Genomic DNA, 16,138 nt, shown 5'->3' with positions numbered 1-16,138 from the left:
GTGGGCCCAGTAATGTTGAATGTCGAAGGATGTGAGCTGGATGCGGAGGAGCGCGAGATACTGGCGCATCCGCTGGTTGGCGGGCTTATTCTGTTCACGCGTAATTACCATGACCCGGAACAGCTGCGCGAATTAGTGCGCCAGATTCGGGCGGCATCGCGTAACCATCTGGTGGTGGCCGTCGATCAGGAAGGCGGGCGCGTACAGCGTTTCCGTGAAGGGTTTACCCGCCTGCCCGCGGCGCAATCTTTTTTTGCGCTGCATGGGCTGGAAGAGGGGGGGCGACTGGCGCAGGAGGCAGGGTGGCTGATGGCCAGCGAAATGATCGCGATGGATATTGATATCAGTTTTGCGCCAGTGCTGGACGTCGGGCATATCAGCGCGGCAATTGGCGAGCGCTCCTATCATGCCGATCCCGCAAAAGCGTTGGCAATGGCAACGCGCTTTATTGACGGCATGCATGACGCCGGGATGAAAACGACCGGTAAGCATTTCCCCGGCCACGGCGCGGTCACGGCGGACTCCCACAAAGAGACGCCGTGCGATCCACGTCCTGAAACGGACATCCGTAGCAAAGATATGTCGGTGTTCCGCACGCTGATTAGCGAGAATAAACTGGATGCGATTATGCCTGCCCACGTGATCTACCGCGCTATCGATCCGCGTCCGGCAAGCGGTTCGCCGTACTGGCTGAAAACGGTGCTGCGTCAGGAGTTAGGCTTTGATGGCGTCATTTTCTCCGACGATCTGTCGATGGAGGGCGCGGCGATTATGGGCAGCTATGCTGAGCGCGCTCAGGCGTCGCTGGATGCGGGTTGCGATATGATTCTGGTCTGCAATAATCGTAAAGGCGCAGTCAGCGTGCTGGATAATCTGTCGCCGATCAAAGCAGAGCGTGTTACACGTTTGTATCATAAAGGTTCATTTTCACGCCGGGAGCTCATGGACTCAGCACGCTGGAAAACAGCCAGCGCCCAGCTCAACCAGTTACATGAACGCTGGCAGGAAGAAAAAGCAGGTCATTAACTCGAGTTTTCGTGAGGGTGCCAGATGATTATTTATTTACACGGTTTTGATTCAAATAGTCCGGGCAACCATGAAAAAGTGTTGCAATTACAGTTTATCGACCCGGATGTTCGGCTGGTAAGCTACAGTACGCGGCATCCTAAGCACGATATGCAGCATCTGCTGAAAGAAGTGGACAAAATGTTGCAGTTGAATGTGGACGAGCGCCCTTTAATCTGTGGCGTGGGGCTGGGCGGTTACTGGGCGGAGCGGATTGGCTTTTTGTGCGATATCCGTCAGGTGGTTTTTAACCCGAACCTGTTCCCCTATGAAAACATGGAGGGGAAAATCGATCGCCCGGAAGAATATGCGGACATCGCTACAAAGTGCGTGACCAACTTTCGCGAAAAAAATCGCGATCGTTGTCTGGTGATCCTCTCGCGTCATGACGAAGCGCTGGACAGCCAACGCTCAGCGCAAGCGCTTCACCCGTATTATGAAATTGTGTGGGATGAGGAACAGACTCACAAATTCAAAAATATTTCGCCGCATTTGCAACGTATCAAAGCGTTTAAAACGCTGGGGTAACGCCATCCGGCAATATGGCGTTATCAGTGACCGGATAACCAGCCTTGCGGCTGGTTTTTTTATGCTCAATTCTCGCAAACTGTCTATCTTTTCAGCATGAAAACTTGATGCACATCAATTTTGGTATGACCAATGCACCGTTCATGCTATTCTCATATCAGAAGCTTATTCTCATTAACGTAACTTGTTGTTAATTAAAGGCTATACTAATAACTTTTAATTAACAATTGGTTAATAAATTTAAGGGGGTCACGTTGACTACACCATTAAAAAAGATCGTGATTGTCGGCGGCGGCGCTGGCGGGCTGGAAATGGCGACGCAGTTAGGCCATAAACTGGGGCGCAAGAAAAAAGCGAAAATCACGCTGGTAGACAGAAATCACAGCCATCTGTGGAAACCATTGCTGCACGAAGTGGCGACTGGCTCTCTGGACGAAGGCGTGGATGCGCTGAGCTATCTGGCTCATGCGCGTAATCATGGTTTCCAGTTCCAGCTGGGGTCGGTGATGGATATCGATCGCGAAGCGAAGACCATCACCATTGCCGAGTTGCGTGATGAAAAGGGCGAACTGCTGGTGCCGGAGCGCAAAATCGCGTATGACACGCTGGTGATGGCGCTGGGCAGCACCTCTAATGATTTCAACACGCCGGGCGTGAAAGAGCACTGTATCTTCCTCGATAACCCGCATCAGGCGCGCCGTTTTCACCAGGAGATGCTGAACCTGTTCCTCAAGTATTCGGCTAATCTGGGCGCGAACGGTAAGGTCAATATCGCCATCGTTGGCGGCGGTGCGACGGGGGTTGAGCTGTCGGCTGAACTGCATAATGCGGTAAAACAGCTGCATAGCTATGGTTATAAGGGGCTGACCAACGACGCGCTGAACGTGACGTTGGTTGAGGCTGGCGAGCGTATTCTGCCTGCGTTGCCGCCGCGTATCTCCAGCGCCGCGCATAATGAACTGACCAAACTGGGCGTTCGCGTGCTGACGCAAACTATGGTCACCAGCGCCGACGAAGGTGGTCTGCATACGAAAGAAGGTGAATATATTCAGGCCGATCTGATGGTGTGGGCGGCGGGTATCAAAGCGCCGGATTTTATGAAAGAGATTGGTGGTCTGGAAACGAACCGCATTAACCAACTGGTGGTGGAACCGACGCTGCAAACCACGCGCGATCCTGATATTTATGCGATTGGCGACTGCGCTTCCTGCGCACGTCCGGAGGGAGGTTTTGTGCCGCCTCGCGCTCAGGCGGCGCATCAGATGGCTACCTGCGCGATGAATAACATTCTGGCGCAGATGAATGGCAAACCGCTGAAAGCTTACCAGTATAAAGATCATGGATCGCTGGTCTCTCTGTCCAACTTCTCTACCGTGGGTAGTCTGATGGGGAACCTGACCCGCGGTTCAATGATGATTGAAGGACGTATCGCCCGCTTCGTGTATATCTCGCTATACCGTATGCACCAGATAGCGCTGCATGGATACTTTAAAACCGGCCTGATGATGCTGGTGGGCAGTATTAACCGCGTCATTCGTCCGCGCCTGAAACTGCATTAATTTCTCTGCGCCTCACCGGCTGCTCGCGCCGGTGAGCGCTTCTCCATCTCTTGCTTCGGAGTTGTCCGAATCCTTCAGCTTTACCGCCTCATCCCGCATTTTTCATCCTCATTCCGATTGGCTTTGTTCGCATACTGGTTGCAAAATTGTTACCAATAGCAACGAAGGAGGAACTCCCGTGAATAAATCAATGTTGGCGGGTATAGGGATTGGCGTAGCGGCTGCGCTGGGTGTGGCGGCAGTGGCCAGTCTCAACGTATTTGATCGTGGTCCGCAATATGCGCAGGTGATATCGGCTAAACCGATTAAAGAGACGGTAAAAACGCCGCGTCAGGAGTGCCGTAATGTCACGGTCACGCATCGCAGACCGGTTCAGGACGAAAACCGTATTGCCGGCTCGGTGCTTGGCGCAGTAGCAGGCGGCGTGATTGGACATCAATTTGGCGGCGGTCGTGGTAAAGATGTGGCGACGGTCGTCGGGGCGCTGGGCGGCGGTTATGCTGGCAATCAAATCCAGGGATCAATGCAAGAAAGTGATACCTACACTACCACGCAGCAACGCTGTAAGACGGTGTATGACAAATCTGAAAAGATGCTTGGCTACGACGTGACCTACAAAATTGGCGATCAGCAGGGCAAAATCCGCATGGATAAAGACCCCGGAACGCAAATTCCCCTCGACGGCAATGGCCAACTGGTTCTGAATAACAAAGCATAAAAAAGCTGTACTCTGCAAGTTAGCCCCTCATTCGCTCAGGCTGAGGGGCTTTTTTTATCCGAAGCCGCGTCGTTCAGGGCTTGAGCAGTTCAGGCCAGATGCGCAGAGTCGTACGCGTAATTTGCATCAGTTGTTCGAAGGTGGCTCCCTCGCGGGCGCTGATCGACATTCCCTGTAAAATACAGTTTATATATTCCGCGAGCGCCTGCGGGTTACAGTGCGCCGGAATTTCACCGCGCTCCTGACGTTGGCGCAGAAACTGGATGAGCGTCTGTTCCTGCATGGCGTGGCGTGATTTTACCGTGCGGGCGATATCGCGCGAGGAGGCGGCCAGGGTGGCGGACGTATTAATCATAAAGCAGCCAGCCGGCGTGTCTGTACTGGTAAAGCAGGCGGCAATTTCTGTGAAGTAATCTTCCAGCGCCGATTCCACGCTTTTCTCTTCACAAAAGAGCTGGGCTTCGTGCTTTGAGGCAAAGCGAGTGATGTAGCGATCCAGGACAGCGCGAAATAATCCTTCTTTGTTAGTGAATTCCGCATAGAGAGTAGGCGCTTTCGCCCCGGTAGCCTCTACGAGATCGGCAAGCGAAGTTGCTTCATAGCCGTGCTGCCAGAAGAGAGTCATGGCCTTATCAAGCGCAGCTTCCCTGTCGAACACTTTTGGTCGGCCACGGCTTTTCTTCGCGCAACTCGTGGTATCCGTTGTCATGATGCCGTTGTACCTGTTTAAAGAGCGGTCTCTCTATTATAAAAACAAACCACTTCTGGCTCCAGAGTATTCATTAGAAAAATAAATCAATTCTATTCACATGAAAAATAACATCTTTATAAATTATATAACGATCATTATAAAAAGAGGTTGACGTGTGATGTAGATCACATCTATGATTAATTTATCGATCGTTAAGTTAATGCTTACGACACCCATTCATCTGCTAAAGGTCATCACTATGAAAAACGTAAAAACCCTCATCGCTGCTGCCGTACTGAGTTCGCTCTCATTCGCCAGCTTCGCCGCCGTTGAAGTTCAGGCAACGCCAGAAGGTCAACAGAAGTTCGGCACCATTTCCGCGAATGGCGGCACGAATCTGGGCTCGCTGGAAGATCAGCTGGCGCAAAAAGCGCAGGAGATGGGGGCGAAGTCTTTCCGTATTACCTCTGTTACCGGCCCGAATACCCTCCACGGTACGGCGGTAATCTATAAGTAAGCATTAACCCTCATTAATGCCGCTGCGATTGCCACAATAAAAAGAAAAAGCCTCGCGATGCATCGCGAGGCTTTTTTGTCGGTCAGCTATTCACGCTTACAGCGACTGCGGTTTCGCCTCTGCTTGACGGGTTACATCCACCGGCATTCCGGAACGCACTTCCATAACATGTTCCATCACCGCAGCATCGGTCTGCGGCGCGTCCTTAAAGGCCTGCATCGGGCCATTCAGCACAATCGGCAACACCTGCGGATCGTCGCCTATATTTTTAGACAGCGGCTGATGAACTTCCACCAGTCGCACGCCGCCTGGCTCCACCGAGGCTTTAATCGGCGTATTGATAATATTCACTTTGGTTCCCGGCGTGACCTGACGGAACAATGTCTCTATATCACCGTCGCGCAGACGGATACAGCCGGAACTGACGCGCATACCAATGCCAAAATCGGCATTCGTGCCATGTAACAGATAGACGCCGCCGTAGGCCGCTAAACGAATCGCGTGATGCCCCATTGGGTTATCGGGACCGGCAGGCACCACGGCGGGGAGATCGATACCTTGCGCTTTATAACGGGCGCGAATATTGGCGGTCGGCGTCCAGGTTGGATTGGCGCGTTTATCCGAAATGGTCGTCACCATCGTTGGCGTCAGGGTATCGCCGCCCAGTTGGCCAATCCCGATAGGGTAGACCGTGACCGTATTTTTCCCCGGTTGATAATAGTAAAGCCGTAATTCCGCGAGGTTAATGACGATACCTTCACGTGGCGCGTCCGGTAGCAGCGTTTGCAGCGGAATCGTTAGCACGCTGCCTGCGCGTGGCACGTAAGGATCAATGCCGGGGTTGGCCTGTAACAGGGCTAAAAAGCCCACGTTATATTTTTTGGCGATCGCCTCCAGCGAGCCGCCGTCGTCTTCAACGACATGGAATTTATTTTCTCCCACCAGTCGACTGCCGGGGGGCGGAAGAGGCCACGTATTCGCCTGCGCGGGAAGGGCAAGCATGATGGTCGCGGTAAGCGCAAGCAACGCCCACCAGCGAGAGAGTCGCGTATTGTTGAACATTATAATAAACCCATGATTATTATGTGGTTATTTTTATAAAAGAGGAAATAAGAATTATGGCGGCTGGCTGTGTCTGGAACTGCAGGGAAGTGCAAAGAATTTGTAAAGATTAGGCCGGACGCAGAGTAATGACGCCCGGCCTGACGCTTATGCAATAGCGTTTTCTTCCAGTTGCTGCATAAACTGGCGTACCCAGTCTATACGCGTTTTACGTTCGCTTAAATCCTGAATAAACTTGAGGCGCGTCGGGCCATCCAGACGGAAATGCTGCGGCTGTTTTTGCAGCAACCCGATAAGCCAGGCGGGGTCAACGTGGTTTTTCTCGGCGAACTCAATCGTTCCGCCTTTCTCGTTACCCTCCAGTTTTCGGATGCCGAGCTTTTGCGCCTGTTGGCGCAGGCGGGCGATATCCAGCAGATTACGCGCCGGATCGGGCAGCAGGCCGAAGCGGTCGATCAATTCCACTTTGATCTCCTCCAGCTCGTTTTCGTTCTTCGCGCTGGCAATGCGTTTATAGAATGACAGCCGGGTATTAACATCCGGAATAAAATCATCTGGCAGTAACGACGGCATTCGCAGCTCGACTTCCGTTTGCTGACTGGTGAGATCTTCCAGCGAGGGTTCGCGGCCTGCTTTCAGCGCATCAACGGCGTTTTCCAGCAGTTCCATGTAGAGTGAGAAGCCAATGGTTTCCATTGAGCCGCTTTGCTCTTCGCCAAGCAGTTCGCCCGCGCCGCGGATCTCCAGATCGTGGGTCGCCAGCGCAAACCCGGCGCCTAAATCCTCCAGCGACGCAATCGCCTCCAGCCGTTTTTGCGCATCGGTGGTCATGGCCTTAGGATGTGGCGTCAACAGCCAGGCGTAGGCCTGGTGGTGCGAGCGCCCAACGCGGCCACGCAGTTGGTGCAACTGCGCGAGGCCGAAATGATCCGCGCGTTCAATGATGATCGTGTTCGCGGTGGGGATATCAATCCCCGTTTCGATAATGGTAGTACACACCAGCACGTTAAAACGTTGATGGTGGAAATCATTCATGACCCGTTCCAGCTCACGTTCGCGCATCTGCCCGTGGCCTATAGCGATTCGCGCTTCCGGCACCAGTTCCGCCAGCCGCTCTGCGGCTTTCTGAATATTTTCGACGTCATTGTACAAATAGTAAACCTGACCGCCGCGCAGGATTTCACGCAGAATCGCTTCCCTTACCACCAGGCTATCATACTCGCGGACAAAGGTTTTTACCGCCAGACGACGGGCAGGGGGGGTGGCGATAATGGAGAGATCGCGCATACCGCTCATCGCCATATTCAGCGTCCGCGGGATCGGCGTCGCCGTGAGCGTCAGAATATCGACATCGGCGCGCATCGCCTTAATTCGCTCTTTGTGGCGCACGCCGAAACGGTGCTCTTCATCGACAATCAGCAGGCCGAGGTCGCGCAGCTTCACATCGCTTTGTAGCAGTTTATGCGTACCGATCAGAATATCGATCTTACCCTCGGCGGCTTCCGCCAGGATTTGCGTCTGCTCTTTGGCACTGCGAAAGCGAGACAGCATCTCAATGCGTACCGGCCAGTTGGCGAAACGGTCGCGGAAGTTGTCATAGTGTTGCTGCGCCAGCAGCGTAGTCGGCACCAGTACCGCCACCTGTTTATGGTTTTCCACCGCCAGGAACGCGGCGCGCATCGCCACTTCGGTTTTGCCGAAGCCGACGTCGCCACACACCAGCCTGTCCATCGCCAGCGGTTGGCACATATCGCTCAATACGGCGTTAATCGCCTGTGCCTGATCGGGCGTCGTTTCAAACGGGAAGCTGTCGCAGAATAACTGATACTGCTCACGATCATGCTTAAAGGCAAAACCCTCTTTTGCCGCCCGTTGCGCATAAATATCCAACAGTTCCGCTGCGACATCGCGCACTTTTTCCGCCGCTTTCTGCCGGGCGCGCGACCAGGCGTCGCCGCCCAGTTTATGCAGCGGCGCACTTTCTTCCGCGCCGCCGGCATAGCGGCTAATCAGATGCAATGAGGAAACCGGCACATACAGTTTGGCGTCATTGGCGTAGGTGAGCATCAGATATTCACCCTTGATGCCGCCAGCCTCCAGAGTGGTCATGCCGGCATAGCGTCCGACGCCGTGCTCCAGATGCACTACCGGTTGACCGACGTGGAGCTCCGCCAGGTTACGAATCAACGTGTCCGGGTTGATCGTACGACGGGAATCCAGGCGGCGACGCGCCACCCGCTCACCCAAGAGATCGCTTTCACAAATCAGCGCCAGATTGCGTTGGGTGTCGATAAAGCCATGTTCTGCGGCGCCAATCATCAGATAGCGTCCCGCATCCTGCGCCTCGTCCAGGCGTAATATCCGCTTCGGCGCGATTTTTATGCGGGCCAGGAGCTCCCCCAGCGCTTCGCGGCGTCCTTCGCTTTCTACCGAAAAAATCACCGGACCGCTGAAAGATTCGAGGAACTTACGCAGCGCGTCCAGCGGCGCTTTCTGCTGCGCCTGGATAGCCAAATCCGGTAATTTCTGGAAACCGAGATTGGTATTGGCGGCTTTTTCCGGCAGATGGTCGGTTTTAAGCTGGAGGCGAGGCCAGCGTTTAAGCTCGGAAAAGAGCTCATCTACCCGTAGCCAGAGGGCTTCCGGCGGCAAAAGCGGGCGCATAGGATCGACGCCACGATTTTCAAAACGCGCCAGCGTATCGGCCTGAAAGCGTTCGGCGCTGGTTTCCAGCGAGCCGGTATTCACCACCAGAGTATTGGCGGGGAAGTAGCTAAATAATGGCGGTAACGGTTCGCTGAAAAAGAGCGGCTGCCAGTATTCGATCCCGGCGGGCAGAGTGCCTTTGCTGACCTGCTGATAGATGTGCTCGGCGTCGCGTTTTACCTCAAAGGTATCGCGCCACTGGCTACGGAAAAGCTCAATAGCGGCTTTGTCGGTAGGAAATTCGTGCGCGGGCAACAAATTGATGGCCTCGACCTCCTCCAGCGTACGCTGGGTATCCGCGTCAAACAGACGCAGGCTGTCGATTTCATCATCAAAAAAGTCGAGGCGATAAGGCTGTTCGCTGCCCATCGGAAAGAGATCCAACAGCGCGCCGCGCGTCGCGTATTCGCCATGCTCCATCACCTGATCGACATGCCGATAACCGGCGCTGTCAAGCTGCGCGCGCAGAGCGTCGCGGGACAGCCGCTGGCCTTTTTTCATCACCAGCGCATGACCATGCAGATAGCTATGCGGACAAACGCGCTGCATCAGGGTGTTTACCGGTACAATCAAGACGCCGCGCTGCATCGACGGCAACTGGTAGAGCGTGGACAGGCGCGAAGAGATAATTTCCTGATGCGGGGAGAAGCTGTCATACGGTAGCGTTTCCCAGTCCGCCAGGTTCATCACCATCTGATCGGTAAACTGGCGGATTTCATCATGCAATCGCAGAGCATTTTGCATGTCAGGCGCTATGAGTACCACCGGACCGGCATGGCGTTCAGCTATCTCCGCCACCAGCGTAGCGCAGGCGGCACCGGTAAGTTCGCCCAACTGGCGCTGATCGCCCGCTTTTGTCGGCAGCGTGTAACGTTGTTTTTCAGGCATAACGGTTGTCAGTATCTCTTTTTGTTTTACGCCGCACTCTACGCGTCACCCTTCAGGCTGCTTCATGGTTGGCTGCACGCCAGGACAGCATGAAGGACTCAGGTATTCAGGGGCATATGACTGATAAGCAATGTTCTTTATTATCCGCGATCGTTGTTTATTAGCAAATTGAATCCGCCGCATAACACGCCGAACAGGTAAAGTATGAACATGTAAGTGACTTGATTTGTCGGCCTTTTTCAGAATAACGCTGACGAACTCTTACGGTTCAGACATTTACGCATTCCGCTTTCGCTTATATACTCGGGACTTTGCTAACAGCAACCAGACGGATTACATGTATCAACCTGTCGCTCTATTCATCGGCCTGCGTTACATGCGCGGGCGTGCAGCAGATCGCTTCGGTCGCTTCGTTTCCTGGCTTTCCACTATCGGCATTACCCTGGGGGTGATGGCGCTGGTCACGGTATTGTCGGTGATGAACGGTTTTGAGCGCGAACTGCAAAATAACATTCTTGGTTTGATGCCTCAGGCCATCCTTTCTGCTGAACATGGTTCTCTTAACCCGAATCAGATGCCGGAAAAAGCGGTGAATCTGCAAGGCGTTAACCGTATTGCGCCGCTGACGACGGGCGATGTCGTACTGCAAAGCGCGCGTAGCGTTGCGGTTGGCGTGATGTTGGGTATCGATCCGGCGCAAAAAGATCCGTTAACGCCGTATCTGGTCAATGTGAAGCAAAGCGAATTACAGCCGGGTAAGTATAATGTCATCCTCGGCGAGCAGCTCGCCGGACAGTTAGGGGTCAACCGCGGCGATCAGATTCGGCTAATGGTGCCATCTGCCAGCCAGTTTACGCCAATGGGACGTCTGCCCAGCCAGCGTCTGTTTACGGTGATTGGCACATTTGCCGCCAATAGCGAGGTCGATGGCTATGAAATGCTGGTCAATATTCAGGACGCGTCGCGTTTAATGCGCTATCCGGCAGGCAATATTACCGGCTGGCGTCTATGGCTGGATGAACCGCTGCAAGTCGATACCCTCAGCCAACAGACGCTGCCGCAAGGCACTAAGTGGCAGGACTGGCGCGAACGCAAAGGCGAGTTGTTCCAGGCTGTGCGCATGGAAAAGAACATGATGGGATTGTTGCTGAGCCTCATCGTGGCGGTCGCGGCTTTTAACATTATTACTTCGTTGGGTCTGATGGTCATGGAGAAGCAGGGCGAAGTGGCGATTTTACAAACTCAAGGGCTGACGCCGCGACAAATTATGATGGTCTTTATGGTGCAGGGCGCCAGCGCCGGGATTATCGGCGCGCTGTTGGGCGCCGCGCTGGGCGCATTGCTTGCCAGCCAACTGAATAACCTGATGCCGATCATCGGCGCGTTTCTGGATGGCGCTGCGTTGCCCGTGGCGATAGAGCCGTTACAGGTTATCGTTATCGCTCTGGTGGCAATGGCCATTGCGCTGCTTTCTACGCTTTATCCTTCCTGGCGCGCTGCCGCCACTCAACCCGCTGAGGCTTTACGTTATGAATAAGATCCTGTTGCAATGCGACAACCTGTGCAAACGCTATCAGGAAGGCACCGTACAAACCGACGTGTTGCACGATGTCAGCTTCAGTATCGGCGAAGGCGAAATGATGGCGATCGTCGGCAGTTCCGGTTCGGGTAAAAGTACGTTGCTGCATCTGTTAGGCGGGCTGGATACGCCCACCTCTGGCGATGTGATTTTTAGCGGCCAGCCGATGAGCAAACTCTCTTCTGCGGCAAAAGCGGAATTACGTAACCAGAAACTGGGGTTTATCTATCAGTTTCATCATCTCCTGCCGGATTTTACGGCGCTGGAAAACGTGGCGATGCCATTATTGATTGGCAAAAAGAAACCGGCGGAGATTGATGCTCGGGCGCGAGAAATGCTGCACGCCGTAGGGCTGGAGCATCGCGCAACCCATCGACCTTCGGAACTTTCCGGCGGTGAGCGCCAGCGTGTCGCGATAGCGCGCGCGTTGGTGAATAACCCGCGTCTGGTACTGGCGGATGAGCCGACCGGTAATCTGGATGCGCGTAATGCCGACAGTATTTTTGAGCTTCTGGGCGAGTTAAATCGTCTGCAGGGAACCGCGTTTCTGGTGGTGACTCACGATTTGCAACTGGCGAAACGTATGAGCCGCCAGCTTGAGATGCGCGATGGTCGCCTGACGGCAGAACTGAGCCTGATGGGGGCGGAGTAATGGCGTCGCCTTTATCATTGTTAATTGGCTTGCGTTTCAGCCGTGGACGGCGGCGCGGCGGTATGGTTTCGCTCATTTCCGTCATTTCTACCATCGGTATCGCGCTGGGCGTGGCGGTGTTGATTGTCGGTTTAAGCGCGATGAACGGTTTCGAGCGCGAGTTGAATAACCGTATTCTGGCGGTGGTTCCACACGGGGAGATTGAAGCAGTCAATCAGCCGTGGACCAACTGGCGTGAAGCGCTGGCAAAAGTGCAGAAGGTGCCGGGCATTGCCGCCGCCGCGCCGTATATCAATTTTACCGGCCTGGTAGAGAGCGGGGCGAATTTGCGCGCCATTCAGGTTAAAGGCGTCGACCCTAAGCAAGAGCAGCAGCTTAGCGCGTTACCGTCATTTGTGCAAAATCACGCCTGGGATCATTTCAAAGCGGGCGAGCAGCAGATCATTATCGGCAAAGGCGTCGCCGATGCGCTGAACGTGAAACAGGGCGACTGGGTGTCCATCATGATCCCCAATGCGAATGCCGACCATAAGCTGCTCCAGCCCAAACGCGTGCGTTTGCATGTCATCGGGATTCTGCAACTGAGCGGCCAGCTCGATCACAGCTTCGCCATGATCCCGCTTGAGGATGCGCAGCAGTATCTGGATATGGGGTCCAGCGTTTCCGGTATCGCGCTTAAAGTCCACGACGTGTTTAATGCGAACAAACTGGTGCGTGATGCGGGTGAAGTGACTAACAGCTATGTCTACATTAAGAGCTGGATCGGCACCTACGGCTATATGTATCGCGATATCCAGATGATTCGCGCCATTATGTATCTGGCGATGATTCTGGTGATCGGCGTGGCCTGTTTTAATATCGTTTCCACCTTAGTGATGGCGGTAAAAGACAAAAGCGGCGACATTGCGGTATTAAGAACGCTGGGGGCGAAAGATGGTTTGATTCGTGCCATTTTCGTCTGGTACGGGCTACTCGCGGGCTTGCTGGGCAGCTTGATTGGCGTGGCGATCGGCGTTGTCGTTTCGCTTCAGCTTACCGCCATTATTAATGGGATTGAAAAGGCGATCGGGCATCAGTTTTTGTCCGGCGATATCTATTTTATCGACTTCCTGCCATCCGAATTACATTGGCTGGACGTTGTTTACGTACTGGTCACGGCGTTGTTGTTAAGCTTACTGGCGAGCTGGTATCCGGCGCGGCGGGCGAGCAACATTGACCCTGCGCGAGTATTGAGCGGCCAGTAATCGCGGAATATAAAAACAAGGAGCGGTGATGTATTACGGGTTTGACATTGGCGGAACAAAGATTGCGTTAGGCGTATTTGACTCAACGCGGCGGCTACAGTGGGAAAAACGGGTTCCCACGCCTCATGCCAGCTATGGTGCCTTTTTAGACGCCGTGTGCGAACTGGTCGCGGAAGCCGACCAGCGATTTGGCGTAAAAGGGTCGGTAGGGATTGGCATACCCGGTATGCCGGAAACCGAAGACGGCACGCTGTACGCCGCGAATGTCCCGGCAGCCAGCGGTAAGCCGTTGCGCGCCGATCTCAGCGCCCGACTGGATCGCGATGTGCGTCTGGACAATGACGCTAACTGTTTTGCCTTGTCCGAAGCCTGGGATGATGAATTCACGCAATATCCTTTGGTTATGGGGCTTATCCTCGGCACCGGCGTCGGCGGCGGCCTGGTGCTAAACGGGAAGCCGATTACCGGTCAGAGCTATATCACCGGCGAGTTTGGTCATATGCGTTTGCCGGTTGACGCGCTAACGTTGATGGGGTTTGATTTTCCTCTCCGCCGTTGTGGATGCGGTCAGATGGGCTGCATTGAGAATTATCTGTCCGGGCGCGGGTTTGCGTGGCTATATCAGCATTATTATCATCAATCGCTGCAGGCGCCGGAGATTATCGCGTTGTGGGAGCAGGGCGATGAGCAGGCGCACGCGCATGTTGAGCGCTATCTGGATTTACTGGCGGTTTGTCTGGGGAATATACTGACGATTGTCGATCCCGATTTATTGGTGATCGGCGGCGGACTATCGAACTTTACGGCAATAACAACGCAACTGGCGGAAAGACTGCCGCGCCATCTCCTCCCTGTTGCCCGCGCGCCGCGCATTGAGCGTGCGCGGCATGGGGATGCAGGTGGGATGCGCGGTGCTGCTTTTTTACATCTTACCGACTAATCAAAAAAAGAGGTTGTTATGCAGTCGCGTCGGTTTCATCGATTAAGCCGCTTTCGTAAAAATAAACGTCTGTTGCGTGAACGTCTGCGCCAGCGGATCTTTTTCAGAGACAGAGTGGTGCCGGAAATGATGGAAAACCCAAGAGTATTAGTCCTTACAGGTGCAGGAATTTCTGCAGAGTCTGGTATTCGTACGTTTCGCGCGGCGGATGGCCTTTGGGAAGAGCATCGGGTTGAAGATGTGGCCACGCCGGAAGGATTCGCCCGTAATCCGGGGCTGGTGCAGACATTTTATAATGCCCGCCGTCAGCAGCTTCAACAGCCGGAAATACAACCCAATGCGGCGCATCTGGCGTTAGCGAAGCTTGAAGAAGCGCTTGGCGATCGCTTTTTGCTGGTGACGCAAAACATCGACAATTTGCATGAACGCGCGGGCAACCGCAACATCATTCATATGCATGGCGAGCTGTTGAAGGTGCGCTGTTCGCAAAGCGGCCAAATTCTGGAATGGAACGGCGATGTGATGCCGGAAGATAAATGTCACTGCTGCCAGTTCCCGGCGCCGCTACGTCCGCACGTGGTGTGGTTTGGCGAGATGCCGCTTGGCATGGATGAAATTTATATGGCGCTGTCGATGGCGGATATTTTTATCGCCATTGGCACATCCGGTCATGTCTATCCGGCTGCGGGGTTTGTGCATGAAGCAAAACTGCACGGCGCACATACGGTGGAACTGAATCTTGAGCCAAGCCAGGTCGGCAGCGAGTTTGAAGAGAAGCACTACGGCCCGGCAAGCCAGGTTGTGCCGGAATTTGTTGATAAATTCCTGAAAGGGCTGTAGTGCTGTTTGCCCGGTAACGCCTTATCCGGCCTACATTTCATGTTACGTTCATCTGTAGGCCCGACAGGCGCTTTGGCTGAATTAGCGTCCTGCTTTTAGCTTCTGATAATACTCTTCATAAATGGCGCTGGCGTCGCCGACATCGTTTTGCCACTCGCCTTTGCTGATGGTTTGCGCATCCGGATAGAGCGACTTATCATTGGCGACCTCCGGGCTTAACAGCTTACGCGCCGCCAGGTTGGGGGTAGGGTAGCCGATGGTTTCTGCCACCTCTTTCGCGACGTCAGGACGCAGCAGGAAGTTGATTAGCTTCAGCGCGCCCTCTTTATTTTTCGCGTTCGCCGGAATAGCCAGGCTATCCATCCAGAAAATACCGCCTTCCTTCGGCCAGACGACCTCCAGCGGCGTGCCAGCCTGACGAGCAACGAAGGCCGAACCGTTCCACACCATCCCCAGGTTGACTTCCCCTTCCATATACGGATTCGCCGGATTATCGGAGTTGAAAGCCGCTACGTTCGGCATCAGTTTTTTCAACTCTTCATATGCCGCTTCGATCTCTTTCGGATCGGTAGTGTTACCGGAATAACCTAGCTTGCGCAGCGCCATCTGGAAGACTTCTCGCGCATCGTCGGTTAAAAGCAGGCTGTTTTTATATTCCGGTTTCCACAAGTCAGCCCAGCTGGTAATGGTTTTTGGATCGATAGCATCGCTGTTCACGCCAATCGCCGTTGCGCCCCAGATATACGGGACAGAATAATCGTTGTTGGGGTCAAACGGTTTATTGAGCATTTCCGGATCGAGGTTGTGGAAATTGGTTAATTTCGACTTATCGATCTTCTGGATCATGCCTTCTTTGCGCATTTTGTCGACATAGTATGTAGAAGGAACAACCAGGTCATACGCGCCATCTTTATAGGTTTTGAGTTTGGCATACATGGTTTCGTTCGACTCGTAGGTCGAATAAATCACCTTAATGCCGGTCTCTTTAGTGAACTGTTCCAGCAGGCCCGGCGGTACATACTCAGTCCAGTTATAGAAATAGAGCGTGTCGTTGTCGGAGGCATGAGCGGCACTCATACCCAGCGCCAGGGCGCCCGCCGCGAGCAGGTGGCGTGACCATTTTTTCATTTAACGTCCCCTGAATTACGG

At 54.0% G+C, this 16,138-nt stretch carries 14 protein-coding genes; 10 read left to right on the top strand and 4 right to left on the bottom strand.

Annotation, left to right across the window (positions count from 1 at the left end; all coding sequences use genetic code 11):
- From nagZ to ABVN36_RS09190, 4 genes are all read left to right on the top strand, one after another.
- A complete protein-coding gene (nagZ, locus tag ABVN36_RS09205; RefSeq protein WP_000529342.1) occupies positions 1-1,026 on the top strand; it encodes a beta-N-acetylhexosaminidase in 1,026 nt (341 codons plus the stop codon).
- A 24-nt stretch (positions 1,027-1,050) separates the two neighbouring features.
- On the top strand, positions 1,051-1,593 hold the full coding sequence (gene ycfP / locus ABVN36_RS09200; RefSeq protein WP_000587945.1) for an alpha/beta hydrolase YcfP: 543 nt from the start codon (positions 1,051-1,053) through the stop codon (positions 1,591-1,593).
- Between the two features lie 254 nt (positions 1,594-1,847).
- Entirely contained in the window at positions 1,848-3,152 is a 1,305-nt protein-coding gene (gene ndh / locus ABVN36_RS09195; RefSeq protein ID WP_000211053.1) for an NADH-quinone dehydrogenase, read from the top strand.
- A 178-nt stretch (positions 3,153-3,330) separates the two neighbouring features.
- Positions 3,331-3,870 (top strand): glycine zipper 2TM domain-containing protein, encoded by a 540-nt coding sequence (locus ABVN36_RS09190; RefSeq protein WP_001043449.1) that lies wholly within the window; start codon positions 3,331-3,333, stop codon positions 3,868-3,870.
- A gap of 73 nt (positions 3,871-3,943) precedes the next feature.
- Here the strand turns inward: ABVN36_RS09190 and comR are convergent, their stop codons facing one another.
- A complete protein-coding gene (gene comR, locus ABVN36_RS09185) occupies positions 3,944-4,579 on the bottom strand; it encodes a TetR family copper-responsive transcriptional repressor ComR (RefSeq protein WP_000205985.1) in 636 nt (211 codons plus the stop codon).
- 241 nt (positions 4,580-4,820) lie between these two features.
- On the opposite strand from comR, the gene bhsA reads away from it, so the two are divergent.
- Positions 4,821-5,078 (top strand): multiple stress resistance protein BhsA, encoded by a 258-nt coding sequence (bhsA, locus tag ABVN36_RS09180; protein WP_000800159.1) that lies wholly within the window; start codon positions 4,821-4,823, stop codon positions 5,076-5,078.
- A gap of 96 nt (positions 5,079-5,174) precedes the next feature.
- Here the strand turns inward: bhsA and ABVN36_RS09175 are convergent, their stop codons facing one another.
- Together ABVN36_RS09175 and mfd are read right to left on the bottom strand one after the other, a co-directional pair.
- Positions 5,175-6,140 carry a L,D-transpeptidase family protein gene (locus ABVN36_RS09175; RefSeq protein ID WP_000482967.1) on the bottom strand — a complete coding sequence of 322 codons (966 nt, stop codon included), beginning with the start codon at positions 6,138-6,140 and terminating at the stop codon, positions 5,175-5,177.
- A gap of 147 nt (positions 6,141-6,287) precedes the next feature.
- Positions 6,288-9,734, bottom strand: a complete 3,447-nt coding sequence (mfd, locus tag ABVN36_RS09170) for a transcription-repair coupling factor (RefSeq protein ID WP_001114323.1) — start codon at positions 9,732-9,734, stop codon at positions 6,288-6,290.
- Between the two features lie 337 nt (positions 9,735-10,071).
- Here mfd and lolC point away from each other — a divergent pair, with 337 nt between their 5' ends.
- Genes lolC through cobB form a run of 5 tightly spaced genes read left to right on the top strand, consistent with a single transcriptional unit; the run spans position 10,072 to position 14,989 of the window.
- On the top strand, positions 10,072-11,271 hold the full coding sequence (lolC, locus tag ABVN36_RS09165; protein ID WP_001518787.1) for a lipoprotein-releasing ABC transporter permease subunit LolC: 1,200 nt from the start codon (positions 10,072-10,074) through the stop codon (positions 11,269-11,271).
- Positions 11,264-11,965: a lipoprotein-releasing ABC transporter ATP-binding protein LolD gene (gene lolD, locus ABVN36_RS09160; RefSeq protein WP_001033714.1), complete on the top strand. Its 702-nt coding sequence runs from the start codon at positions 11,264-11,266 to the stop codon at positions 11,963-11,965. Before lolC ends, lolD begins: the two co-directional genes overlap by 8 nt.
- Positions 11,965-13,209 (top strand): lipoprotein-releasing ABC transporter permease subunit LolE, encoded by a 1,245-nt coding sequence (lolE, locus tag ABVN36_RS09155; protein ID WP_000168091.1) that lies wholly within the window; start codon positions 11,965-11,967, stop codon positions 13,207-13,209. Before lolD ends, lolE begins: the two co-directional genes overlap by 1 nt.
- 28 nt (positions 13,210-13,237) lie before the next feature.
- Positions 13,238-14,149, top strand: a complete 912-nt coding sequence (nagK, locus tag ABVN36_RS09150) for an N-acetylglucosamine kinase (protein WP_000291319.1) — start codon at positions 13,238-13,240, stop codon at positions 14,147-14,149.
- Between the two features lie 18 nt (positions 14,150-14,167).
- Positions 14,168-14,989: a Sir2 family NAD+-dependent deacetylase gene (gene cobB / locus ABVN36_RS09145; protein ID WP_001191856.1), complete on the top strand. Its 822-nt coding sequence runs from the start codon at positions 14,168-14,170 to the stop codon at positions 14,987-14,989.
- 81 nt (positions 14,990-15,070) lie between these two features.
- On the opposite strand, the gene potD is transcribed toward cobB, so the two are convergent.
- Positions 15,071-16,117, bottom strand: coding sequence for a spermidine/putrescine ABC transporter substrate-binding protein PotD (gene potD / locus ABVN36_RS09140; protein ID WP_000759329.1), 1,047 nt, complete (start codon positions 16,115-16,117; stop codon positions 15,071-15,073).
- Between the last annotated feature and the right edge of the window lie 21 nt (positions 16,118-16,138).

The sequence above is a fragment of the Salmonella sp. SJTUF15581 genome (genome assembly GCF_043356775.1).
GTDB lineage: Bacteria > Pseudomonadota > Gammaproteobacteria > Enterobacterales > Enterobacteriaceae > Salmonella > Salmonella enterica.
The sequence above is the reverse complement of the archived record's forward strand: the minus strand, read 5'-3'. Positions and strand labels throughout refer to the sequence as shown.